The organism is Micromonospora sp. ALFpr18c (genome assembly GCF_008868155.1).
In the GTDB taxonomy this organism is placed as follows: Bacteria; Actinomycetota; Actinomycetes; order Mycobacteriales; family Micromonosporaceae; genus Micromonospora.
Genome location: NZ_WBKR01000065.1, coordinates 1 through 22,466 on the forward strand (window position 1 = coordinate 1; position 22,466 = coordinate 22,466).

Consider the following 22,466-nt stretch of genomic DNA (forward strand, 5'->3'; position numbering starts at 1 on the left):
GACGTGGCGGGGCAGGTCCGGTTCGTCGGGCCGCAGCGGGGCCAGGGTGTCGGTGAGCGCGTCGATGATCCGGTCGGTGGCCCGGCGGGCCGCCCCCGGGGTGGCGGCGGTCGTCTCGGCCAGGTCGACGGGCGTGCCGAAGTGCACCCGGATCACCGGGCGGCGCCACAGTGCGCGGGCGACGCCGCGCAGCATGCCCCGGGGCGCCTGGTAGGGCAGCACCTCGTGGGAGCCCCACTGGGCGACCGGGATGACGGGGGCGGCGCAGGCCAGGGCGAGTCGGGCGGCGCCGGTCTTGCCGCGTTCGGGCCACATGCCGGGGTCCAGGCCGATGCGCCCCTCGGGGTAGATGAGGATCACCGACCCTCGGGCGACGGCGGTGGCAGCGTCGTCGAGGGCCCGGTGCACGGCGCTGGTGCCCCGGTCGACGCGGATGTGGCCGGCGTGACGCATGGCGGCGCCGAGCACCGGGGCGCGGAACAGTCCGGCGGTCGCCATGATCCGGGGGGCGATGCCGCGGGTCTGGCAGGCGGCGGCCATCACGACGGGGTCGAACGGGCTGATGTGGTTGGCGGCCAGCACGAGTGGGCCGCGGCGTAGGTGCGCGGGCACGTCGCCGCTGACCTCGAGGCGGGCGAGCAGGCCGACCAGGGCTCGGGCCAGCAGGAGGGCGGCACGCCAGATCAGCGGCGGCTGCCAGGTGGAGTTCGCGGTGTCCATCAGCGCGACATCGTCGCACGCGTCGGCCCGGTCGCGAGGGCTGGTTGGCCGGGGTGATCAGGGTCATTGGTCCCGGGCCGGTTCGGGCCGCCCGACCCTGCCCGATTCTCTACGACGAGCAGTAGTATTTACTACGTCTCGTAGTACGCATAGCTGGGGGTATTCAGGTGGACGCGTTGGACGTCGCCCGGTGGCAGTTCGGTGTCACCACCGTCTACCACTTTCTCTTCGTTCCGCTGACCATCGGCCTGTCCGTGCTGGTGGCCATCCTGCAGACGATGTGGCACCGCACGGGCAACGAGCGCTACCTCAAGCTCACCAAGTTCTACGGCAAACTCTTCCTGATCAACTTCGCGATGGGCGTGGTCACCGGCATCGTGCAGGAGTTCCAGTTCGGCATGAACTGGAGCGACTACTCCCGCTTCGTCGGCGACATCTTCGGCGCGCCGCTGGCCATCGAGGCGCTTGTCGCGTTCTTCCTCGAATCCACCTTCATCGGCCTGTGGATCTTCGGCTGGGACCGGTTGCCCAAGCGGGCGCACCTGGCCAGCATCTGGGCCGCCGCGATCGGCACGAACCTGTCCGCGTACTTCATCCTCGCGGCGAACTCGTTCATGCAGAACCCGGTCGGCTTCCGGATCAACCCCGACAGCGGACGCGCCGAGCTGACCGACTTCCCGGCCGTGCTGACCAACAAGGTCGCCCTGATCACCTTCCCGCACACCCTGGCCGGCTCGTTCCTGGTCGCCGGGTCGCTGATCGTCGCGGTCGGGCTGTGGCACGTGATCCGCAACCGCGACTCCGCCGACACCGGCGCGTACCGCTTCGCCACGAAGTTCGGCTCCTGGGTGGTCCTGGTCGCCTCCGCCGCCGTGCTGTTCACCGGCGACATCCAAGGCAAGATCATGACGGACGTGCAGCCGATGAAGATGGCCGCCGCCGAGGGCCTGTACACCACCGAGAGCCCCGCCTCGTTCTCCGTGCTCACGATCGGCAGCCTCGACGGCAGCCGCGAGGTGTTCGCCCTGAAGATCCCGTACCTGCTGTCGTACCTGGGCACCGGCGACCCGCACGGCACCGTGCAGGGCATCAACGACCTGCAGGCCCAGTACGCCACCCAGTACGGCGCGGGCAGCTACACCCCGATCATCCCGGTCACCTACTGGAGCTTCCGCTTCATGATCGCCTTCGGGATGGCCGCCGGCGCGATCGCCCTGCTGGTGCTCTGGAGCCAGCGCAAGGGCCGCACCCCGAGCAGCCGGTGGCTGCTGCGCGCCGGGCTGGCCATGCCGGTGCTGCCGCTGCTGGCCAACTCCTTCGGCTGGATCTTCACCGAGATGGGCCGCCAGCCGTGGATCGTCTTCGGCGAGATGCTCACCCGCAACGGCGTGTCCCGCAGCGTCTCGCTGACCGAGGTGCTCACCTCGTTCACCGCCTTCACGCTGATCTACGCCACCCTCGCCGTGATCGAGGTCAAGCTCCTGCTGCGCTACGCCAAGGCCGGGGTGCCCGACGTCAGCGAGGAGAACCCCACCGACGACACCGACGACGCCGAGCGTCCGCTCGCCTTCGCCTACTGACCCCGGAGCCCATCGTGGACCTGACCACCATCTGGTTTCTCCTCGTCGCCGTGCTGTTCACCGGGTACTTCATCCTGGAGGGCTTCGACTTCGGCGTCGGCATGCTGCTGCCCGTGCTGGGCCGCGACGACCGCGAACGCCGCGTGCTGATCAACACCATCGGCCCGGTGTGGGACGGCAACGAGGTGTGGCTGATCACCGCCGGCGGCGCCATGTTCGCCGCGTTTCCCGAGTGGTACGCCACCCTCTTCTCCGGCTTCTACCTGCCGCTGCTGCTGATCCTGCTGGCGCTGATCGCCCGCGGGGTCGCCTTCGAGTACCGGCACAAGCGGCCCGAGGCGTCCTGGAAGCGCCGCTGGGACGCGGCGATTTTCCTCGGGTCGCTGCTGCCGGCGATCCTGTGGGGCGTCGCCTTCGCCAACATCCTGCGCGGCGTGCCCCTGGACGCCGACCACGAGTACGTCGGTGGCCTGGTGGACCTGCTCAACCCGTACGCCCTGCTGGGTGGCGTGACCACCCTGGCGCTGTTCCTGACCCACGGCGCGGTGTTCCTCGCCCTGAAGACCACCGGCGACATCCGCGAGCGCGCCGGCGCGCTCGCGGTGCGCCTGGGCGTCGGCGCCGCCGTGCTCGCGGTCGGGTTCCTGACCTGGACGTTGAGCATCCGCTCCAGCGCGGCCGCCGTCGTGCTCGCCGTCGGCGCGGCCCTCGCCCTGCTCGGTGGTCTCGCCGCCGCCCGGGTACGACGGGAGGGCTGGGCGTTCACCGGTACCGCCGTGGCGATCGGCCTGGCCGTGGCGACCCTGTTCGCGGCGCTGTTTCCGAACGTGCTGCCGTCCACCCTGGACGCGGCTGGCACGTTGACGGCCACCAATGCCGCCTCCACCCCGTACACCCTGAAGATCATGACCTGGGTGGCCGTGATCTTCACGCCGGTCGTGCTGGCCTACCAGGCGTGGACGTACTGGGTGTTCCGCAAGCGCATCGGCGTGGCCAACATCCCACAGCACTGACCGGCGCGCCGACCTCTGTCGATCATGGACTTGTGGTGCCCGACTTGGGGCGTCAAGGGCATTTCGTCACCCACCACAACTCCATGATCGGCGGGGTGGGGGGCGGAGACGCGTCGATCATGCCGGCGTAAATCCGCTGCCGGGGCGGGGCCGTCTCGCTACGGTGTGCCGATGCCCGCCACCGTACACGTGCGCGAACTCACCGCCGACGACCTCGACGCCGCCTGGGAGCTGGGCCGGTTCGCGTTCGGCTCCACCTCGGAGCGACCCGCCAGCACCACCGTCGTGGTGCCCGGCATGACCCGCTACGGCGCGTTCGACGACGCCGGCCGGCTCGTCGGCAAGGCCGTCGAGCTGCACCACGAGCAGTGGTGGTCGGGCCGGGCGGTGCCCGCCGCCGACGTCGCCGGTGTGGCGGTCGCCCCCGAGGCTCGGGGGCGGGGCGTGGCCCGGGCCATGCTCACCGCCCTGCTGCGCGGCGCCCGCGAGCGCGGCGCGGCGGTCAGCGCCCTCTACCCGACCGTCGCCGCCCCGTACCGCGCCCTGGGGTGGGAGACCGCCGGCGTGCTGCGCACCGTCGACCTGGCCACCGCCGCGCTGCCCCGACACCGGCCCGCCGCGCACCTGACCGTGCGCGCCGGCACGCCTGTCGATCTGCCCGCCGTCGCCGCCCTGTACGAGGGCGTCACCCGGCACCGCAACGGCATGCTCACCCGCCGGGGCGAGCTGTTCGATCACTTCACCGCCGACGGCGACCTGCCCGGCGATGGGCTCACCCTCGTCGAGGACGGCGGTGACCTGGTCGCATACGCCACCTGGCAGCGGGGTCGCGGCTACGGCGCCGACTCGGTGCTCACCGTCGACGAGGCCCTAGCCGTCACGGCCGAGGCCGCGCGGGCGCTCGTCGGCGTGCTCGGCAGTTGGGCCAGCGTCGCGCCGACCCTGCGGCTGTGCCCGCTCGACGGTGACGTGGTCAGCACCGTCCTGCCGCTGGAGTCGGCCCGTGACCACGAGCGGGACCTGTGGATGCACCGACCGGTGGACGTGGTCCGGGCGGTCGCCGCACGCGGGTGGCCCGCCCACGCCCGGGGCACCGTCGACTTCACCCTCACCGACCCGCTCGCCGAATGGAACACCGGCACCTGGCGCCTCGCCGTCGCCGACGGTGCCGCCGAATTGACCCGGATCGGCGACGAGGCGGACCTGCGCCTCGACGTACGCGGATTCGCCCTGCTGTACGCCGGTGCCGCGCGCGCCCGGTCGGTCGCCCAGGCCGGCCTGCTGCACGGCGCCGACCCCGACGCCCTGGACCTGCTGGGCGCCGGCGGCGTGGCGCAGCTGCTCGACTACTTCTGACCGGCAGCCCACTCCGGATTTACGGTGAACCGCGCCGGTCAGGTGGGGATCGCCGCCAGTTCGGCGTTGGCCCGCTGGGTGATCAGGGTCAGCACCCGGGCGGCGGCGTCCGCCTCGTCGGCCGGGATGTCCCCGTACAGGCGGACGGTGATGCCCGCGACGGCGTCGGCGATGCCGCCCGCCTGCTCAGCGAGGGCTTCGCCGCGCACGACCTGCGCGGCTACCACTACCGGCTGCTCGCGTCACTGGCCGAGGACGGCCCCGCCAGCCAGGCCGACCTGGGCCGACGCTGCGGCATCGACCGCAGCGACGTCGTGGCCGCCATCAACGACCTGGCCGGTCGGGGACTCCTCGTACGCGCCCCCGACCCGGCCGACCGCCGCCGCAACGTCATCAGCCTCACCGACGCCGGCGCCGACGAGGCCCGCCGGATGACCGCCACCGTCGGCCGGGTCCAGGACGAGCTGCTCGCCCCGCTGTCCACCGCCGAACGCGACCAGCTCACCCGGCTGCTGGAACACCACACCCGACGCTGAGCACCCTCAGCGGGCCTCGCGCAGCTCCGCGAGCCGCGCCTCGATCTCGGCCAGCTCGGCGCGCAGCTTCTCCGCCTGCTGCTCGGCCTCGGCCCGCTCGGTGCCGAGGATCTGCTCCACCGCCTCCTGCACACCGGGCACGTCGACCAGCGCCACCATCTTCAACGCCTCGGCCGGCTTCACCACGTACGGCTTCGCGAGAGCCTTGGTGCCCTGCTGCGCGGCGACGGTCCACTCGCCGTCGGCGTACGCCAGCGTCACCGTCAGACCGGCCGGGCTCTTCGGCTTGACGGCCTTGACCGCCCGTCGCGCCGGCGCCTTCTCCGTCTGCTCCACCTTCGGCTCCCCCTGTCGCGGCGCGGGCACCCGCGGCGTGTCCAACACGAACTCCGGCGCGGCCACCGCGGGCGACGCCGGCGGCTCCGGCTCCGCCTTGGGCTCCACCAGCCGACGGCCCGCGCCCTTGGGCGCCACCGCCAGATCCGCGGGGGAGAACGGCAGCTCGTCGCGACCGAACCGCACCACCACGAACTCGTCGGACACCTCGGGGTCGGTCAGCTCGACCACCTGGCCGACCTGACCGGCGATCTGCCCCGCCGACGCGGTGAACACCACCCGCGGCCTACGCCCGGCCGCCAACGCCTCCCGGATGCTCTGCACCTCGTCAGTGGACAAACCCTGGCCGGCATCCATCACAACCCTCTTCCGTACACCTGTTTGATTGCTGTCTTGATACCAGCCCGCTGCGACACCCGCCGCACGGGGCTCAGCCGCCCAGTGCCCGCAACGCCCGGTCGGCGTGGTCGTTCATGCTGACCTCGCTGTGGATCACCTCGATGACCCGCCGGTCGGCGCCGATCACGAACGTCATCCGCTTCATGCTCAGCGGCCCCAACGGCACCCGCCGCTTCACCCCGAACGCCTGCGCCACCGTGCCGTCCACATCCGACAGCAGCGGGTAGTCGAAGCCGTGCAGCTTCGAGAACTCCGCCTGCTTCGCCACCGGATCGCGGCTGATGCCCACCCGCGACGCGCCCAGCGCCGTGAACTCCGCGGCCAGATCCCGGAAATGGCAGCTCTCCGCCGTGCAGCCCCGGGTCATCGCCGCCGGGTAGAAGAACAGCACCACCGGACCGGTCGCCAGGAACTCCGACAGCCGCCGCGGCGTGCCCGTCTCATCCGGCAGCTCGAAGTCCTCCACCACGTCGCCGACACCCACACCCGCCACCGCGCACCTCCGTTGTCCGATCGAACGCGCGGTGAGCGTAAGCGATCACGCCCAGAGCGCCGACACCTCGTCCGCCACCGCCGCCGAGCACCAACGCCCGCCGCATGTGACCCTCCTCTCGACGACTGATCCGCGCCGGTCACGGTAGCGTCGGCCCATCCCACCCGACAGCCCTGGAGGCACCGTGGCACCCGTCACCGTCATCACCGGCGGCGGCCGGGGCATCGGCGCGGCCACCGCCCGCCGACTCGCCCGCGCCGGGCACGACATCGCCCTGTGCTACCGCCGCGACGACGCCGCCGCCGACGCGGTCCTGGCCGACCTGCGGGCCACCGGTGTGCAGGCCGTCGCGGTACGCGCCGACACCACCGACCCCGAGCAGGTCGTCGCGTTGTTCGACGCCGCCGCACGTCTCGGCCCCATCACCGGCCTGGTCAACAACGCCGGTGTCACCAGCCTCATCGGCCCCTTCACCGAGCTGCGCGTCGAGGACCTGCGCCGCGTCGTCGACGTCAACCTCGTCGGCTACGTCCTGTGTGCCCAGCAGGCCGCCCGCCGGCTGGGCGACGGCGGCGCCATCGTCAACGTGTCGTCGGCCGCCGCGACGCTCGGCAGCCCGGGGGAGTACGTGCACTACGCCGCCGTGAAGGCCGCCACCGACACCCTCACCGTGGGCCTGGCCAAGGAACTCGCGCCCCGCGGCATCCGCGTCAACGCCGTCGCCCCCGGCCTGGTGCGCACCGACATCCACACCGACTCCGGCGTGCCCGATCGCGCCGACAGCGCCGCCGGCCGCATCCCGATGGGCCGCGCCGGCGAACCCGACGAGATCGCCGCCGCCATCGCCTGGCTGCTCGGCCCGGACGCCTCGTACGCCACCGGCACGGTGCTGCGCGTCTCCGGCGGCCTGTGAGCCGGGGCGTGGTGCGCCCCGGCTCACCGCCTCAGTGGGTGAACAGCTTCGCCGCCGTGATCACCGTCTGCACGACCCCGTAGCCGAGCAGCACCGCCACCACCAACCAGGAGATCCACAACCGGGCCTGCTGCCCGTGCCGACCGTCGTCGCTCATCGCGTACCGCTCCTCTCGACCGCCGTGTCCTCGTCCGCGCTCTGACCCCGCGCCGGCTCGTGGTAGCGCTGCGGCACCGGACGCACCAGCAGGTTCGCCACGAAGCCCACCGCGAGCACGCCCACCATGGTGAACAGCGCCGGCCGGTACGCCGCCGCCGTCAACGTGCCCGGTTCGCCCTGCGCGTCGAGGAACCCGTTGACGATCAGCGGGCCGGCGATCCCCGCCGCCGACCAGGCGGTCAGCAGCCGACCGTGGATCGCACCCACCTGGTACGTCCCGAACAGGTCCCGCAGGTACGCCGGCACCGTGGCGAACCCGCCGCCGTAGAACGACAGGATCACGCAGGCCAGCAGCACGAACAGCGCCGTCGCGGTCTGCCCGACCAGCGCCAGCAGCGCGTACAGCACCATGCCGACCCCCAGGTACACCAGGTAGATCGGTTTGCGTCCGATGACGTCCGAGGTGGACGACCACACGAACCGACCGGCCATGTTGAACAGCGACAGCAGGCCCACGAACCCGCCGGCCGCCGCCACCGTCACCGCCGAGGTGCCGTTGTCCCGGAAGAAGTCCTGGATCATCGGGCTGGCCTGTTCCAGGATGCCGATGCCGGCGGTCACGTTGCAGAACAGCACCACCCACAGCAGCCAGAACGAGCGGGTCTTCACCGCGTTGGCCGCCGACACGTTCGCCGTGGTGACCAGGGGCTTGGCCGCGACGCTCGCCGGGTCGAAGCCGTCCGGACGCCACCCCTCGGCGGGCACCCGCACGTTCGCCACCCCGAACATCATGATCACGAAGTAGCCCAGGCCGAGCGTCACGAACAGCCACACCAGCGCGCTGCCCGACGCCGTGGAGCCGGCGTTGGACGGGTCGTAGGCGGGGTCGTAGAACGACAGCAGTTGCCGCGACAGCGGGGAGGCCACCATCGCCCCACCACCGAAACCCATGATCGCCAGACCGGTGGCCAGACCCGGCCGGTCCGGGAACCACTTGATCAGCGTGGAGACGGGGGAGATGTACCCGACGCCCAGGCCGATGCCGCCGAGCAGCCCGTAACCCACGTACAGCAGCCACAGCTGCTTCGTGGCGATGCCCAGCGAGCCCACCAGGAAGCCCGCCGCCCAGAAGCAGGCCGAGACGAACATCGCCTTGCGGGGCCCGTTCGCCTCCACCCACGTCCCGGCGACCGCGGCGGACAACCCCAGCATCACGATCGCGATGCTGAAGATGACCCCGATCGCGGTCTGGCTGGCGTCGAAGTGGGCGATCAGCGAGTTCTTGTACACGCTGGTCGCGTAGACCTGACCGATACACAGGTGAATGGCCAACGCCGCCGGAGGGATGAGCCACCGGCTGTAGCCGGGCGGCGCGACGGTGTGCCGACGATCGAGTGCGGAAAGCATGCGCTGCTTCCTCTCCGAAGCGGACGGGAGACGTCCTCCACATGCCCACACCGCGCCTCGTCGGCAAACCTCGCCAGCGCCGGACGGTCGATGCCGTGAGCTGAGCGGTCAGTCAGCCCCTCGGGCCGAGGAACTACCGGGCGGACGCCCAGCCGGTGAACCGTTCGGTCAGATCAGCGCGCGGCACGCCGTCAGGTAGCTCGGCGCTGAGCTGTGCCACAGCCTCGTCGCGCAGCGTCGTCAGATAATCCAGCAGGGCGGCTCGATCCTCGCGGTACTCGGCGAGAAGGTTCAGCTTCGCCACCGAGCACGGCCAGGCGATGCCGCACGCCCGACACCGCCAGGTCGGTCGCGTCGGCAGATGCGCGGGCCGACGCCGGGTCACCGACCAACCCCCACCGGAGTACGGCGGACGGGCGCCGGCACCGCCGTCAACCATCGCGCGCCCGCCGGCATCAGGTACAACTCGCGCCGCGCGACGGCGTCGCCGTTGCGGCCGAGCTGGTACGCGTCGATCCACAGCCAGCCGTCGTACGTGTGCCGGTCGCTCAATGCCCGGATCACCCGCACCGTGATGGGCCGGACGAACTGCGGACTCGCGGCACGGGTCAGGTGCAGCAGGTCGCCAGAGCGCACCTCCCGTGCACTCGCGCCGGCGGGCTTCAGCTTCTCGATGGGCACGGTCTTCCCCTCGGATGTGCGGCGGTGGGAGGGGCCGCCCCGGTGAGTGCTCGCCCGTGGGGGCGGCCCCGCTACGAACGCGTCCGCCGGGTTCGGGTCCCTACCGGCCGCGCCGTCTACCTCCCACCTTCGCTGGGGGTTGCGGGACGCATACACTCCGTATAAGCATTCCTCTGGGACGTTCGGGACGTCAGAGGGAAGGCGCGCAGTGAACCACGTACTCATCGCAGCGATGGCCGAGGCGGGCGAAACAGCCGAGAGTCTCGCTGGCCAGGTTGGGGTCGATCCGAAGACGGCCGCACGGTGGGCCAACCCGGGACGCATTCCCCGCGCGAGACACCGCGCCGAGGTCGCTCGCCTGCTCGGTCAGGAGGTCGGTGAACTATGGCCGGACGTCCTGACCCGTCGCGAACCGGCGTGGTTCCGACCCTGGGCGGACATCGAGCGCGAGGCGCTGTCCCTGCGCGGCTTTGAATTCGCCTGGGTGCCGGGGCTCCTACAGACGGAGGCTTACGCCCGGGCGACGCTGGCGGGAGAGGCGCTGAGTGCCGAGGAAGTCGACGAACTCGCAGCGGCGCGCATCGCCCGGCAAACCCTTCTCCATCGCGATCGAGCACCGCTCTTCGTTGCCATCATCGACGAAGGCGTGTTGCGCCGGACGCTGGGAGACGACCGGGACATGATGCGTGAGCAATGCGAACAACTCGCCTCGTATGCGACGCTGCCGACCGTGCAAGTCCACATTGTTCCAGCCAATGTCGGCATGTATCCCGGTCTGGGCGGGCCGTTCAGCATCGCTGAGATGCGCGACGGCATACGTGTCGCGCACGTCGACGGCCAAGCGCAGGCACAAATCATCGAGTCAGCGGTCGATATTGCTACCCTTGACCGGCGGTGGGCGCGGATCAGCGGTGAGGCATTACCGCGGGCGCAGTCTCTCGACCTCATTAAGGAAGCGGCAGCATCATGGACGTGACGGGTGCGCAGTGGCGTAAAAGCACGAAGAGCGGCAACAACGGCGGCAACTGCCTGGAGGTCGCCGACAACCTGCCTGGCGTCGTCCTCGTCCGTGACACGAAGGACCGCGACGGTGGCACGCTGAGCTTCGGCTCCGCGCAGTGGCAGGGCTTCGTCCGCTTCGCGAAGGCCCTCGACACCGCCGCCTGACCAGCGCCCGCGCGATCGACTCCGTTTCGCGGAAAATGGGGTATCGACGACGGTCGGACACCCCATTTCCAGGAAACCGAGCCGGACGGGCCGGGCACCCTTTGTTCGTTGGCAGATGAGCAATGCGACACGCCGGGCGTCGCGCGTCTGAGCTGCCACCGATCGCCGCTAGCCGGCCGGCTGCGCCCGCCACACCCAGTTGCGCCGCTCGTAGAGCAGCGTGAGACCCAGGCGGCGCATGTTGTCCAGCGACGGGTTGGACGTACCCGGATCGGGTCGGCCCGTCTCGGCGGTGACCCACCGGCAGCCCGCCGCCGCCGCGGCGGCCACCCGGGCCGCCAACAGGCCCGACTGCGCGCCCCGACCCCGGTGCGTCGGCAGGGTCGCGCCGGTGTTGAGCGAGGCGACCTCGCCGTGCACGAACAGGTTGGCGGCGGCCACCATCTGCGTGCCGTCCCAGGCCGCGAACGGACGGAAGCCGGGATCGCGCACACCGGCGGCGAGCATCGGCGCGAGGTGCTGCTCGGGCATGCCGAAGCACCGCAGCACCACCGACGTCCACTCGTCCACCAGCTCGTCGGGGACCGGTCCGACCCGCAGGTCCGTGCGGCCCGGCCGCAGCGCCGCGATCTCGCCGGCCATCTTCACCCAGACGCTCCCCGGGGTGATGGTCTCCCGCGCGCAGATCTCGTCCCAGTCCGCCGGCAACCGGTCCGGCGCGATCTGGATGACCGCACCGGGAGTGCCCTCGGCGCGGTACACGTCGCACACCCGCGCGATCAGGTCACCGGTGACCGGCTCGTCGAAGCCGAACCCGAGCGCCTTGCTCCAGTAGCCGGTCGGGTCGTGCCGCATCGACAGCACCACCCCGCCACCGATCCGGGCGGTGCGGATGCCGAGCGCGTCCCGGACGTCGGCCGGCGCCCCCGACTCGTACCGGAACATGAACTCGGCCTCCGCCAGCTCGGCGAGCGCGCGTACCGTGTCCTGACCCTGATGATCACCTGTCACCCGGCACAGCCTGCCACGACGTCGGCGGCGCCGGCACCGTGAGCAGCGCCACTACCGCAGGTCGGGGGTGTGCCAGCCGCCGGCGAGGGCGTCGGCGTCCGCCGGACCCCAGGTGCCCTTGTCGTACGGCTGCACCTCGTCGGCCAGGTCCAGGATCGGCCCGACGATGCGCCACTCCTCCTCGATCGTCTCGGCGCGCGCGAACCGCAGATGCTGCCCGTCCATCGCGTCGTCGAGCAGCCGCTCGTACGCCTCCTGACGGCGACCGAACGCCGCGCCGAAGTCCACCGACAGGTCCACCGGCCGGCTGGTCACCTCGGCGCCCGGGCTCTTCGCCTGGATCGACATCGTGATGCCGTCACCGCGGCCGAGCCGGAAGCGCAGCAGGTTCGCCGGCGCCGCGGCCCCGCCCTCGGCCGGGATGAGCGTCCGCTGGGGCTGCTTGAACTCGACTACCACCTCGGTGGCCGTTCCCGGCAGGGACTTGCCGGTGCGCAGGTAGAACGGCACTCCGGCCCAGCGGGGGGAGTCGACCGTCAACCGGGTCGCCACGAACGTCTCGGTGTTCGAGCCCGGCGCGACGCCCGGCTCGTCGCGGTAGCCCGCGTACTGTCCCCGCACGGTGCTCTCCGGCGACAGCGCCTCGATCTGGCGCAGCACCGCGCTCTCCGCCGCACGGAAGGCGTCGGTGTCGTCGGCGGCCGGCGCGTCCATCGCGATCAACGCGACGACCTGCAGGATGTGGTTCTGCAGCACGTCGCGGGTGGCGCCCACGGTGTCGTAGAAACCGGCACGGCCCTGGGTGCCGAACCCCTCGGCGAGGGTGACCTGGATGTTGTCGATGTGGTCGCGGTTCCACAGCGGCTCGAACAACCGGTTGGCGAACCGGACGGCGTACAGGCCCTCGACGGCTTCCTTACCGAGATAGTGGTCGATGCGGAAGACGCGCTGCGGGTCGAACGCCGCGCGCAGCGTCCGGTCCAGCTCCCGCGACGAGTCCAGGTCACGCCCGAACGGCTTCTCCACGATCACCCGGCCCCGGTCGGCCAGGCCGGCCGCCGCCAGGCCCTCGACGACGGCGCCGAACACCGCCGGCGGGATCGCCAGGTAGAAGATCGGCCGCTCGGCGTCACGCAGGCGCTCGGCCAACCGCCGGTACGTGTCGGGGTCGGCGTAGTCGCCGGAGATCATCGACAGGTTGCCCGCCAGGGCGTCGAACGCCTCGTCGTCGACCTCATCGTTGGCCTCGGTGACCGACTTGCGGGCGGTGGTGACCAGTTGCTGATCGTCCCAGGGGGAGCGGGCCACGCCGATCACCGGGACGTCGAGGCGGCCGCGGCGGGTCAGCTCGTACAGCGCCGGGAACAACTTCTTCGAGACGAGGTCTCCCGTGACGCCGAACAGCACTACCGCGTCTGAGCGCATGGGCATGGCACTTCCATCCGATCATGTGAACCTGATCTTCCAATCGGTGAACGGCCCGGCCCACCTGCGCATTCCCCCGACAGGGTGGCCGTGAGCACGGCGACAGCCGCACCACCCGGGGACGGCGGTGTCCCGGATCAACGATTAGGAAGGTTTACAGTCCGGTCGCGTCCCGGGTAGCGTGCGAATCGGATCGATGACCACCGATCACGACGAAGGCCTGGAGGTATCCGTGCGTCGCCGACACACCACGACGCGGCTGCTGGCCATAGCCGCGCTCGCGCTACCGCTCACCCTCTCCGCAGCCCCCGCCGTCGCCACACCGAGCACCCCGGCCCGACAGCTCACCGACGTGATCCCCGTGCCCGTCGACACCCGCCCCGACGCCCGCGCCGCATTCCGGCTCAGCCCCCTCACGGTCATCCGCACCGCACCCGGCTCCTCCGCCGCCTGGCAGGTGGGCCGCCAACTCGCCGACACACTGCGCCCCGCCACCGGCTACCCCCTGCCCGTCCTGCCCGTGCCCTCCACGCCACTGCCCGAGATCGCCCTCGTCCTCGGGGAAGCGGACCACCGCGTCGGCCAGGAGGGCTACCAGCTCGACGTCACCCGCCGCGGCGTGACGATCCGCGCCACCACCCCCGCCGGGCTGTTCGCCGGCACCCAGACACTGCGCCAACTCCTACCCGCCGACATCGAGGCACCCACCCGGCAACGAACCACCTGGACCATCCCCGGCGGACGGATCATCGACTACCCGCGCTTCGCCTACCGGGGCGCCATGCTCGACCTCGCCCGGCACTTCCACACCGTCGACGAGATCACCGCGTACGTCGACCTCATCAGCCAGTACAAAATCAACTACCTGCACCTGCACCTCACCGACGACCAGGGCTGGCGTATCCAGATCGACTCCTGGCCCCGCCTCACCACCGTCGGCGGCGGGCCCGGCACCGGCGTCGACGGCGTCGGCCCCGGATACCTCACCAAAGCCGACTACCAGGCCGTCGTCGCGTACGCCGCCGCCCGGCACGTCACCATCGTCCCCGAGATCGACATGCCCGGGCACACCAACGCCGCCCAGTCGACCTACCCCGAACTCAACTGCGACGGCGTCGCACCGCCCCCACGCACCGACATCGCCGTCGGCTACAGCTCCCTGTGCATCAACGACGAGCTCACCTACCGCTTCGTCGAGGACGTCATCCGCGAACTCGCCGCCATCACCCCCGGCCCGTACCTGCACATCGGCGGCGACGAAGCCCACGCCACCACCGACGAGGACTACCGCACGTTCATGAACCGCGTGCTGCCGCTGGTCAGCAAGTACGGCAAACGCGCCTCCGGCTGGAACGAGATCGCGCAGGCCGATCCGCCCGCCGACGCTGTCGCCCAGTTCTGGGGCACCGGCACCACCAACGCCGACCTCGTCGACGCCGTCACCCGCGGCACCAAGGTCATCATGTCCCCCGCCAACAAGTCCTACCTGGACATGAAGTACGACGCCACCACCCGCCTCGGACTGCGCTGGGCCGGCCTCATCGAGGTGTCCGACGCGTACGGCTGGGACCCGGCCACGCGCGTCACCGGCGTCGGCGAGAGCGCGGTCCTCGGCGTCGAGGCGCCCCTGTGGTCCGAGACCCTGCGCAGCCTCGACGACATCGAGTACATGGCCTTCCCCCGCCTGCCGGCGATCGCCGAACTCGGCTGGTCGACCACCACCAGCCACGACTGGGAGTCATTCCGGACCCGGCTGGGGGAGCAGGCACCCCGCTGGCGGCTGCAACAGGTCAACTTCTACCCGTCCCCCCAGGTGCCCTGGATCTGAGCCGACCCGGTGCGCCGACCGAACCCAGCCGGCGCCCCGGCATCCCTCAACGACCGCAGGAGGTGTCCGCCGACGGACTCGGCGCTGCCTGCGATCCGCTGCCGGCGACGGATCGCAGGCAGCGCAGTCGGGCCAGCACGAGCAGGCGACGCACACCCGTTCCACGTCCGCTCGCTAGGCTCCCGGAATGGACCTGGCGGTTGACGAAACAACGGGAACCGGACCGACGATTGTCTGCCTGCCTATGTTCAGCACCACCCGCGCCGCCACGGCAGCAGCCTTCAGCCCCGCCCTCGCCGGCGCAGGCCTGCACGAGACGTACCTGGACCTGCCCGGCCACGGCGACTCACCGGCGACCGACCACCCCGCCTCCCAAGCCATACTCGACACCGTCTGCGCATGGCTCGACCGCCACACCGACGCGCCCGTCCTGCTCGCCGGAGCGTCCTACGGCGCCTATCTCGCCGCCGGGATCGCCCGCCAGCGACCGGACCGGTCCGCGGCCTGCTCCTCGTCTGCCCGGGCGTCACCATCGCACCAGCCAGCCGAACCCTGCCCGACCCCCACCCGTCAACGGCGCCCACCGGCTGGCTCGACGCCGCCCCCGCCGACCTGCACCCGCACCTCGACACCGCGCTGGGCCACCGCACCCCGGGCGTCGTCGCCACGGTCCTCGCCGCGCTGAACTCCGGCGGCCCCGGCGACGACGCATTCCAACACGACCTCCGCACAGGACCCGGGTACGCGCTGCCCGACGAGACCGCCGACACCGTCTTCGACGGCCCGGTCAGCGTGCTCACCGGCCGGCAGGACGGCATCGTCGGCTACGCCGACCAGTTCCACGCCATGCGCCGCTACCCGCACGGCACCTTCAGCGTGATCGACGAGGCCGGCCACTACCTGCCCTACGAGCAGCCCGCCCTGCTGCGCGCGCACACCCACCACTGGCTGCGCCGCACCCGCGACTGACCTGGGCGGCGAGCACCCGAGCGCGTCCCGGGCGCCCGCCGGCCGCGCGGACCTGACTTTTGTCATGAGTACCCGTGCGCCTCACATCGAAGCCGATGACTAAGCGCACTGTGGCGCGCCCCGTCCCGTCCACGAGACTCGATTCAACGCCGGCACAACAGCCGGTACGGGTTCGAGACGGGAGGCGGGACGATGGACGAGCGCTACGACAGTTACTGCGCCGCGGATCGACTGTTCTACGACTCGCTCGGCAGCGCCGTCGCCCAGCCCGTCTTCCCGGCCGCCGACCGGCCCGTCCCGACCGGCTGGCGGCGAGAGCCGCTCGACGACTGGCTGATCTACGGTCCGGACGGCGGCTCGCTGCCGCAGCAGGGCTGGAAGGTCCACATCTCGGCGGGCCTGACGAACGCCGAGCGGGTGCTGGACGCGGTCTGGGACTACTGCGTCCCCCGTGGCCTGTCCTTCAAGTTCCTGCGCGGGCCCCGCACGCTGCTGCTGCGCAACTCCAAGTACGCCGCGCGGGCCGCCAGCGGCAAGTTCATCACCGTCTACCCCCGTGACGACGCCGAGTTGGAGCTGACCTGCAAGGAGCTCGACAAGCTGCTCGCCGGCGAGTCCGGCCCGTACATCCTGAGCGACCTGCGCTACGGTGCCGGCCCGGTCCACGTGCGCTACGGCGGATTCGCCGCCCGCTACTGCCACTCCCCGGACGGGCAGGTGGTCCCGGCGATCGAGGACGACACCGGTGCGCTGGTGCCCGACCGCCGCGAACCGGTCTTTCACGTACCGTCCTGGATCACCCTGCCGGACTTCCTCGGCCCGCACCTGGCCGCCCGCAACGACACCAGCACCAACCAGGTGCCGTACCGCATCGAGCGAGTGATCCACTTCTCCAACGGTGGCGGGCTGTACGTGGGCCGGGACCTGCGAAGCGACACCGAGGTGGTGCTGAAGGAAGCCCGCCCGCACGCCGGCCTGGACGCCGACGGCGTCGACGCCGTCGCCCGACTGGCCCGCGAGGCGGCCGCACTGCGGCAACTCGCCGACCTGCCGCAGGTGCCACGCGTGCACGACGAGTTCACCCTCGGCGAGCACCGGTTCCTCGCGCTCGAATTCATCCAGGGCCGGCCCCTGAACAAGGTGCTCGTCGACAGGTACCCGCTCATCGACGCCGACGCGACGCCCGACGACCGCGCTGCGTACACCCGCTGGGCGCGGCACGTCCACGAGCAGGTCGAGTCCCTCATCGCGGCCATCCACCAGCGCGGCCTCGTCTACGGCGACCTGCACCTGTTCAACATCATGATCCGCCCGGACGACCAGGTCGCCCTCGTCGACTTCGAGGTCGCCGCCCCGATCACCGGGCACCGCCGACCCGGACTACGCAACCAGGGCTTCGCCGCACCCCGCGACCGCAGCGGCCCGGCGGTCGACCGGTACGCCCTGGCGTGCCTGCGACTGGCGCTGTTCCTGCCCCTGACCCAACTGGTCCGCCTCGCCCCGACCAAGGCGGCCCACCTGGCCGACATCATCGCCGCGAACTTCCCGGTCCCGCGATCCTTCCTCGACCCGGCCGTCGAGGAGATCACCGGCGCTCCCCGCCAGGCCACCGACCCCCACACCGACCTCGGCGCGGACGACTGGCCCGCCCAGCGCGACCACCTCACCAGGGCGATCATCGCCAGCGCCACCCCCGAACGCGACGACCGGCTCTTCCCCGGCGACATCGAACAGTTCCGCAGCGGCGGCCTCAACCTCGCCCACGGCGCCGCCGGCGTGCTGTACGCCCTCGCCGCGAGCGGCGCGGGCCGCTGGCCCGAGCACGAACAGTGGCTCACGCGGCGGGCGACCGCACCCCCGTCCGGCACCCGCTGCGGCTTCTACGACGGACTGCACGGCGTGGCGTACACCCTGGAGCACCTCGGACGCCGACAGGACGCGCTGGACGTCCTCGACATCTGCCTCCGCGAACCGGTGGACGGACTCGACCACAGCCTGGCCAGCGGGCTGTCCGGAATCGCCCTGAACCTCGCCGAACTGGCCGCCCGCACCGGGGAGCAGTCGCTGCGCGACGCCGCCTGGCGCGCCGCCGAACGGGTGATCGACCGGCTGGCCGACGACCCCGGCCCCGACATCAGCGGCGGCCGCCACCCGTACGCCGGGCTGCTGCGCGGCCGGACCGGCCCCGCGCTGATGCTGCTGCGCCTGCACGAACTCACCGGCGACGACGACCTGCTGGGGCACGCCGCCACGGCACTACGCCAGGACCTACGCCGCTGCGTGCTGCGCCCCGACGGCGCGCTGGAGGTCAACGAGGGCTGGCGGACCATGCCGTACCTGGCACACGGCAGCGCCGGCATCGGACTGGTCCTCGACCAGTACCTGCGCCACCGCGCCGACGACCGGTTCGCCGAGGCGAGCGCGCAGATCCGCCGCGCCGCACGCTCACCGTTCTACGCGCAGTCCGGACTCTTCACCGGCCGGGCCGGCATCATCGCCTACCTCGCCGCCTCGACACACGACGCCGACCGCCGGGAACTCGACGCGCAACTGCGACGGCTGCCCTGGCACGCGCTGCCCTACCGCGACGGCACCGCCTTCCCCGGCGAGCAGTTGCTGCGCCTGTCCATGGACCTCGGCACCGGCACCGCCGGCGTGCTGTACGCGCTGGCCTGCGCCCGGCACGCCGCACCACCGGCGCTGCCGTTCCTCGCGCCCCTGCCGGACGCACAGAGACTCCCTCGCGACAGCGAGGGCGACGCACTCCACGAACGAGAGGAAGGGAGGTGAACGACATGGCGCTTCTGGACCTCCAGGGCCTGGAGATGGCTCCGGCCGACCGCACGGGCGGTGGTAGCCGGGCGAGCCTGCTGCTCTGCGGCGACAGCTCGCTCTCCGTCACGACCTGCAACTGATCCATCCGCACGTGGCGCCCTGGGCGGGTAGACGTACCCGCCCAGGGCAACCGCGTAGCACCCGGGAGGACCGATGCCGACGTTCGCCGTGGGGGACCGACTGCTCCGGCGCACGGTCCTGGCAGGCGGCGGCTGGACCGCCACGCTCGCCGCGGTCGCGCTCCTCGGCGCGACCGCCGAACTCCTGCTGCCCGCAGCCCTCGGCCGCGCCGTCGACGCCGCCCTCACCACCGGCCCCAGCTGGTGGATGGTGTCCGCCTGCACCCTGGTCGTCGTCCTCATCTGCGTCGACACCCTCACCGACCTGGCCACCGGATCCGGCGCCGCACGCGCCACCGCCGGCCTGCGCCGCCACCTGCTGCGGCACCTGTTCGCGCTGGACGTCCGCGCCACCCGCCACCACCCGGTGGGTGACCTCGTCGGCCGGCTGGTCAGCCAGACCGCCGACGCGGGACAAGCCGGCAACGCCGTGGTGCTGGCCACAGTCGCCGTCATCCCGCCCCTGGGCAGCGTCGTCGCCCTCACCATCATCGAACCGGTACTCGGCCTCACCCTGCTCGCCGGCCTCACCCTGCTCGCCGCCCTCATGCGGGCCTTCGTCTCCGACGCCTCCGCCGTGACCGCCAGCTACCAGCGGGCGCTGGGCACCATCGCCGGCCGACTGCTGGAGTCCCTGACCGGCGCCCGGACCATCGCCGCCGCCGCCACCACCCACCGCGAGCAGGAACGGGTCCTCGCGGCCCTACCCGAACTCGCGGCGCACGGCCGCCGCGGCTGGGACCTGCTGGCCCGCGCGAACGCACGCACCTCCGCCGTGGCCCCACTGCTGCACCTGAGCGTCGTCGCCGTCGGCGGGTACGCCCTGACCGCCGGCTGGCTGACGCCGGGACAACTGGTCGCCGCAGTCCGCTACGCGGCGATGGGCGCCGGACTCGGCGGCGTACTCGCCACACTGAACCACCTGGTCCGCAGCCGCGCCGGCGCGCACCGGGTCGCCGAACTGCTCGCCCAGCCCACCGCTCCGACCGGCGACCGACCCCTGCCACCCGGCGGCGGCGCGCTGCGACTGCGCGCCGTGAGCGTACACAGCGACGACGGCCGACCCATCCTGGACCGGATCGACCTGGACGTCCCGGCCGGCGCCACCATCGCCGTCGTCGGAACGTCCGGCTCCGGCAAGTCGACACTCGCCGCCGTGGCGGGACGGCTGCACGATCCCGACGCCGGCGACGTACGACTCGACGGCGTACCCCTGCGGCACCTCGACCCCACGGCACTGCGCCGGGCCGTCGGCTACGCCTTCGACAGGCCCGTGCTGATCGGCGCGACCATCCACGACGCGATCGGCATGGCCATGCCGGCCGAATCGGCGACGCCGCCGCCCGACCCCACACCCGCGACACCGGCAGTCCTCGACGCCGCCCGCACGGCCGCCGTCGCCGACGTCGTCGAACTGCTACCCCACGGCTACCGCACCCCGCTGGCGACCACACCCCTCTCCGGAGGCGAAACCCAACGCCTCGGCCTGGCCCGCGCCTTCGCCGCCGAACGACTGCTCATCCTGGACGACGCCACCTCCAACCTGGACACCGCCACCGAACACCGCATCGCCCAGGCGGTGACCGGACGGCCCGGCGAACGCACCCGGCTGGTGATCACCCACCGAGCCGCGACCGCCGCCGCAGCCGACCTGGTCGCCTGGCTCGACGACGGTCGACTGCGCGCCCTCGCACCACACCAACTCCTCTGGACCGACACGGACTACCGGGCGGTCTTCCAACCCACCAGCGGTGAACCGTGACCCGTCCCGGCGTACGCCACGAGACCTGGCGGGCGGTACGGGCCCACCGCCGCGAGCTGACCCGCCTCTGCGGCTGGTCGCTCGTCGAGTCACTGCCCGCGCTGCTCTCCGGCTACCTGATCGCCCGCGCCGTCGACCAGGGATTCCTGGCCGGACGGCCCGTCACCGGCCTGACCTGGCTGGGTGCCCTCGCCGTGGCCGTACTGCTCGGTGCCACCGCCACCGGCCGCACCTACCGGAGCCTCGGCGCCGTCGTCGAACCGTTCCGCGACGACCTGGCCACACGCGTCGTCCGGAACGCACTGCACGACGCCACCCGAACCGGCGGCCACCCCGACAGCGCCACCGTGACCCGGCTGACCCACCAGGTGGAGATCGTCCGCGACACCTTCGCCGGCCTGCTGATGGTGACCCGCGGCTTCGTCTTCTCCGCCGGCGCGGCCCTGATCGGCCTGCTCGCCCTGGCCCCGACGGTGGCGGCGCTCGCCGCCACGCCCATGCTCGTCGGCCTGGCCATCTTCCTCGCCGCCCTGCCGGCGATGGTCGCCCACCAGCGCGCCTACGTCCGGGCCGGCGAACACCTCGGCCAGTCGGCAGCCACCGCGTTGACCGGACACCGCGACGTGCTCGCCTGCGGCGCCCAGGCACGCGTCACGGCCGACGTGCAACGCCGGGTGTCCGCGCAGGCAGCCACCGAACGCACCCTCGCCCGCATGGCCGCGATCCGCAGCCTCAGCCTCGGCATCGGCGGCTGGCTGCCACTGGTGGCACTGCTGGCCGCCACACCGTGGCTGGTCGACCGCGGCCTGACCGCCGGCGCGGTGCTCGGCGCACTGATCTACGTCTCCACCGGCCTGCAACCGGCCCTGCACACCCTCGTGCAGGGCATCGGCGGCGGGGGACTGCGCTACGTCGTGACCCTGGAGAACATCCTGCGCACCAACCCGCACACCACCGCAGCCCACCCGCCGGCACCCGCCGCCCGCACACCGACCCACCGAAGCAGCGCCGCACCGGCCATCGAGGCCCGACGACTCACCTTCCGCTACGGCCCACGCTCCCGACCCGTCCTGGAGGACTTCTCCCTCACCCTCGCCGACGGGGAACACCTCGCCGTGGTCGGCCCCAGCGGCGCGGGCAAATCCACCCTGGCCGCCCTGATCGCCGGCCTGACACCACCCCAGGCCGGCACCGTCCACCTCGCCGGAGAGCCCGTCGCCGACACCACACCGGCCGCCCTGGCCCGGATGCGGGTCCTCGTACCCCAGGAGGCCTACATCTTCACCGGACGCCTCGCCGACAACCTCCGCTACCTGCGACCCGACGCCGACGACCACACCCTGGACACCGCCCTCGACGCGCTCGGCGCACGCCCCCTGGCCACCCGCCTCGGCGGCCTCGCCGCCCCGATCACCCCGACCCTGCTCTCCAGCGGCGAACGGCAACTCATCGCCGCCGTCCGGGCCTGGCTCGCCCCCGCCCCACTGGTGATCCTCGACGAGGCCACCTGCCACCTGGACCCGGCGCTCGAAGCGACAGTCGAGCACGCCTTCGCCCACCGCCCCGGCAGCCTCATCGTGATCGCCCACCGCATCAGCTCCGCGATCCGCGCCCAACGACTGCTGGTCCTCGACGGCGACGAACCCGCGACGGGAACCCACGAGCAACTCCTGAGCCGCTCGGCCACCTACCGACAGCTCGTCGGCTGCTGGGACGAACCCGCCATGTCACCCCCGGCGCCACGAGCCTGAACCACC

General features: G+C 72.1%; 24 protein-coding genes. 14 read left to right on the top strand and 10 right to left on the bottom strand.

Annotated elements, in window-relative coordinates:
• On the bottom strand, nucleotides 1–720 hold a 720-nt coding region (locus F8271_RS14135), incomplete at its 3' end, for a 1-acyl-sn-glycerol-3-phosphate acyltransferase (RefSeq protein ID WP_151490233.1).
• Nucleotides 721–887: 167 nt separating this feature from the next.
• Between F8271_RS14135 and F8271_RS14140 the strand changes: the two genes are divergently transcribed.
• The 3 genes from F8271_RS14140 to eis all read left to right on the top strand — a co-directional run bounded on the left by F8271_RS14140 (nucleotide 888) and on the right by eis (nucleotide 4,669).
• Nucleotides 888–2,300 (top strand): cytochrome ubiquinol oxidase subunit I, encoded by a 1,413-nt coding sequence (locus F8271_RS14140; RefSeq protein WP_151490234.1) that lies wholly within the window; start codon nucleotides 888–890, stop codon nucleotides 2,298–2,300.
• A gap of 14 nt (nucleotides 2,301–2,314) precedes the next feature.
• Entirely contained in the window at nucleotides 2,315–3,313 is a 999-nt protein-coding gene (gene cydB, locus F8271_RS14145; RefSeq protein WP_151490235.1) for a cytochrome d ubiquinol oxidase subunit II, read from the top strand.
• A 171-nt stretch (nucleotides 3,314–3,484) separates the two neighbouring features.
• Nucleotides 3,485–4,669, top strand: coding sequence for an enhanced intracellular survival protein Eis (gene eis, locus F8271_RS14150; protein WP_151490236.1), 1,185 nt, complete (start codon nucleotides 3,485–3,487; stop codon nucleotides 4,667–4,669).
• A 38-nt stretch (nucleotides 4,670–4,707) separates the two neighbouring features.
• Here eis and F8271_RS33150 read toward each other — a convergent pair whose 3' ends face one another.
• On the bottom strand, nucleotides 4,708–4,896 hold the full coding sequence (locus F8271_RS33150) for a hypothetical protein (RefSeq protein ID WP_225854535.1): 189 nt from the start codon (nucleotides 4,894–4,896) through the stop codon (nucleotides 4,708–4,710).
• 51 nt (nucleotides 4,897–4,947) lie between these two features.
• Here F8271_RS33150 and F8271_RS14155 point away from each other — a divergent pair, with 51 nt between their 5' ends.
• The gene (locus tag F8271_RS14155; RefSeq protein WP_255473696.1) at nucleotides 4,948–5,205 is read left to right on the top strand and encodes a MarR family winged helix-turn-helix transcriptional regulator; all 258 of its coding nucleotides are present in this window, start codon (nucleotides 4,948–4,950) and stop codon (nucleotides 5,203–5,205) included.
• Nucleotides 5,206–5,211: 6 nt separating this feature from the next.
• Here the strand turns inward: F8271_RS14155 and F8271_RS14160 are convergent, their stop codons facing one another.
• Both F8271_RS14160 and F8271_RS14165 read right to left on the bottom strand, forming a co-directional pair.
• Nucleotides 5,212–5,898: a hypothetical protein gene (locus F8271_RS14160; RefSeq protein WP_151490237.1), complete on the bottom strand. Its 687-nt coding sequence runs from the start codon at nucleotides 5,896–5,898 to the stop codon at nucleotides 5,212–5,214.
• Between the two features lie 73 nt (nucleotides 5,899–5,971).
• Nucleotides 5,972–6,433 carry a peroxiredoxin gene (locus F8271_RS14165; protein ID WP_278122638.1) on the bottom strand — a complete coding sequence of 154 codons (462 nt, stop codon included), beginning with the start codon at nucleotides 6,431–6,433 and terminating at the stop codon, nucleotides 5,972–5,974.
• 184 nt (nucleotides 6,434–6,617) lie between these two features.
• Between F8271_RS14165 and F8271_RS14170 the strand changes: the two genes are divergently transcribed.
• Complete coding sequence (locus tag F8271_RS14170) at nucleotides 6,618–7,346, top strand: SDR family oxidoreductase (RefSeq protein ID WP_151490239.1); 729 nt, start codon at nucleotides 6,618–6,620, stop codon at nucleotides 7,344–7,346.
• A 31-nt stretch (nucleotides 7,347–7,377) separates the two neighbouring features.
• On the opposite strand, the gene F8271_RS33815 is transcribed toward F8271_RS14170, so the two are convergent.
• The 4 genes from F8271_RS33815 to F8271_RS14185 all read right to left on the bottom strand — a co-directional run bounded on the left by F8271_RS33815 (nucleotide 7,378) and on the right by F8271_RS14185 (nucleotide 9,593).
• Complete coding sequence (locus F8271_RS33815) at nucleotides 7,378–7,503, bottom strand: hypothetical protein (protein WP_255473694.1); 126 nt, start codon at nucleotides 7,501–7,503, stop codon at nucleotides 7,378–7,380.
• Entirely contained in the window at nucleotides 7,500–8,912 is a 1,413-nt protein-coding gene (locus F8271_RS14175; RefSeq protein WP_151490240.1) for an OFA family MFS transporter, read from the bottom strand. Before F8271_RS14175 ends, F8271_RS33815 begins: the two co-directional genes overlap by 4 nt.
• A gap of 133 nt (nucleotides 8,913–9,045) precedes the next feature.
• Nucleotides 9,046–9,297 (bottom strand): flavin reductase, encoded by a 252-nt coding sequence (locus tag F8271_RS14180; protein WP_151490241.1) that lies wholly within the window; start codon nucleotides 9,295–9,297, stop codon nucleotides 9,046–9,048.
• On the bottom strand, nucleotides 9,294–9,593 hold the full coding sequence (locus tag F8271_RS14185) for a hypothetical protein (protein ID WP_370461905.1): 300 nt from the start codon (nucleotides 9,591–9,593) through the stop codon (nucleotides 9,294–9,296). Before F8271_RS14185 ends, F8271_RS14180 begins: the two co-directional genes overlap by 4 nt.
• A 208-nt stretch (nucleotides 9,594–9,801) precedes the next feature.
• Between F8271_RS14185 and F8271_RS14190 the strand changes: the two genes are divergently transcribed.
• Complete coding sequence (locus tag F8271_RS14190) at nucleotides 9,802–10,569, top strand: Scr1 family TA system antitoxin-like transcriptional regulator (RefSeq protein WP_151490242.1); 768 nt, start codon at nucleotides 9,802–9,804, stop codon at nucleotides 10,567–10,569.
• Entirely contained in the window at nucleotides 10,560–10,760 is a 201-nt protein-coding gene (locus F8271_RS14195) for a DUF397 domain-containing protein (protein WP_151490243.1), read from the top strand. Before F8271_RS14190 ends, F8271_RS14195 begins: the two co-directional genes overlap by 10 nt.
• 168 nt (nucleotides 10,761–10,928) lie before the next feature.
• On the opposite strand, the gene F8271_RS14200 is transcribed toward F8271_RS14195, so the two are convergent.
• Both F8271_RS14200 and zwf read right to left on the bottom strand, forming a co-directional pair.
• Nucleotides 10,929–11,771: a hypothetical protein gene (locus F8271_RS14200; protein WP_225854526.1), complete on the bottom strand. Its 843-nt coding sequence runs from the start codon at nucleotides 11,769–11,771 to the stop codon at nucleotides 10,929–10,931.
• Between the two features lie 51 nt (nucleotides 11,772–11,822).
• Entirely contained in the window at nucleotides 11,823–13,202 is a 1,380-nt protein-coding gene (gene zwf / locus F8271_RS14205) for a glucose-6-phosphate dehydrogenase (RefSeq protein ID WP_151490244.1), read from the bottom strand.
• 190 nt (nucleotides 13,203–13,392) lie between these two features.
• On the opposite strand from zwf, the gene F8271_RS14210 reads away from it, so the two are divergent.
• From F8271_RS14210 to F8271_RS14240, 7 genes are all read left to right on the top strand, one after another.
• Nucleotides 13,393–15,024 carry a beta-N-acetylhexosaminidase gene (locus F8271_RS14210; protein ID WP_151490245.1) on the top strand — a complete coding sequence of 544 codons (1,632 nt, stop codon included), beginning with the start codon at nucleotides 13,393–13,395 and terminating at the stop codon, nucleotides 15,022–15,024.
• 244 nt (nucleotides 15,025–15,268) lie between these two features.
• Nucleotides 15,269–15,709 (top strand): alpha/beta fold hydrolase, encoded by a 441-nt coding sequence (locus F8271_RS34185; protein ID WP_192580282.1) that lies wholly within the window; start codon nucleotides 15,269–15,271, stop codon nucleotides 15,707–15,709.
• 107 nt (nucleotides 15,710–15,816) lie between these two features.
• Nucleotides 15,817–15,993, top strand: coding sequence for a hypothetical protein (locus tag F8271_RS34190; RefSeq protein ID WP_225854528.1), 177 nt, complete (start codon nucleotides 15,817–15,819; stop codon nucleotides 15,991–15,993).
• A 192-nt stretch (nucleotides 15,994–16,185) separates the two neighbouring features.
• Complete coding sequence (lanKC, locus tag F8271_RS14225; protein ID WP_151490247.1) at nucleotides 16,186–18,783, top strand: class III lanthionine synthetase LanKC; 2,598 nt, start codon at nucleotides 16,186–16,188, stop codon at nucleotides 18,781–18,783.
• Nucleotides 18,784–18,788: 5 nt separating this feature from the next.
• Nucleotides 18,789–18,908, top strand: coding sequence for a SapB/AmfS family lanthipeptide (locus F8271_RS14230; protein WP_013734295.1), 120 nt, complete (start codon nucleotides 18,789–18,791; stop codon nucleotides 18,906–18,908).
• A 73-nt stretch (nucleotides 18,909–18,981) separates the two neighbouring features.
• Nucleotides 18,982–20,709 carry an ABC transporter ATP-binding protein gene (locus F8271_RS14235; RefSeq protein ID WP_151490248.1) on the top strand — a complete coding sequence of 576 codons (1,728 nt, stop codon included), beginning with the start codon at nucleotides 18,982–18,984 and terminating at the stop codon, nucleotides 20,707–20,709.
• Nucleotides 20,706–22,460, top strand: a complete 1,755-nt coding sequence (locus tag F8271_RS14240) for an ABC transporter ATP-binding protein (protein ID WP_151490249.1) — start codon at nucleotides 20,706–20,708, stop codon at nucleotides 22,458–22,460. Before F8271_RS14235 ends, F8271_RS14240 begins: the two co-directional genes overlap by 4 nt.
• The last annotated feature ends 6 nt before the right edge of the window (nucleotides 22,461–22,466 follow it).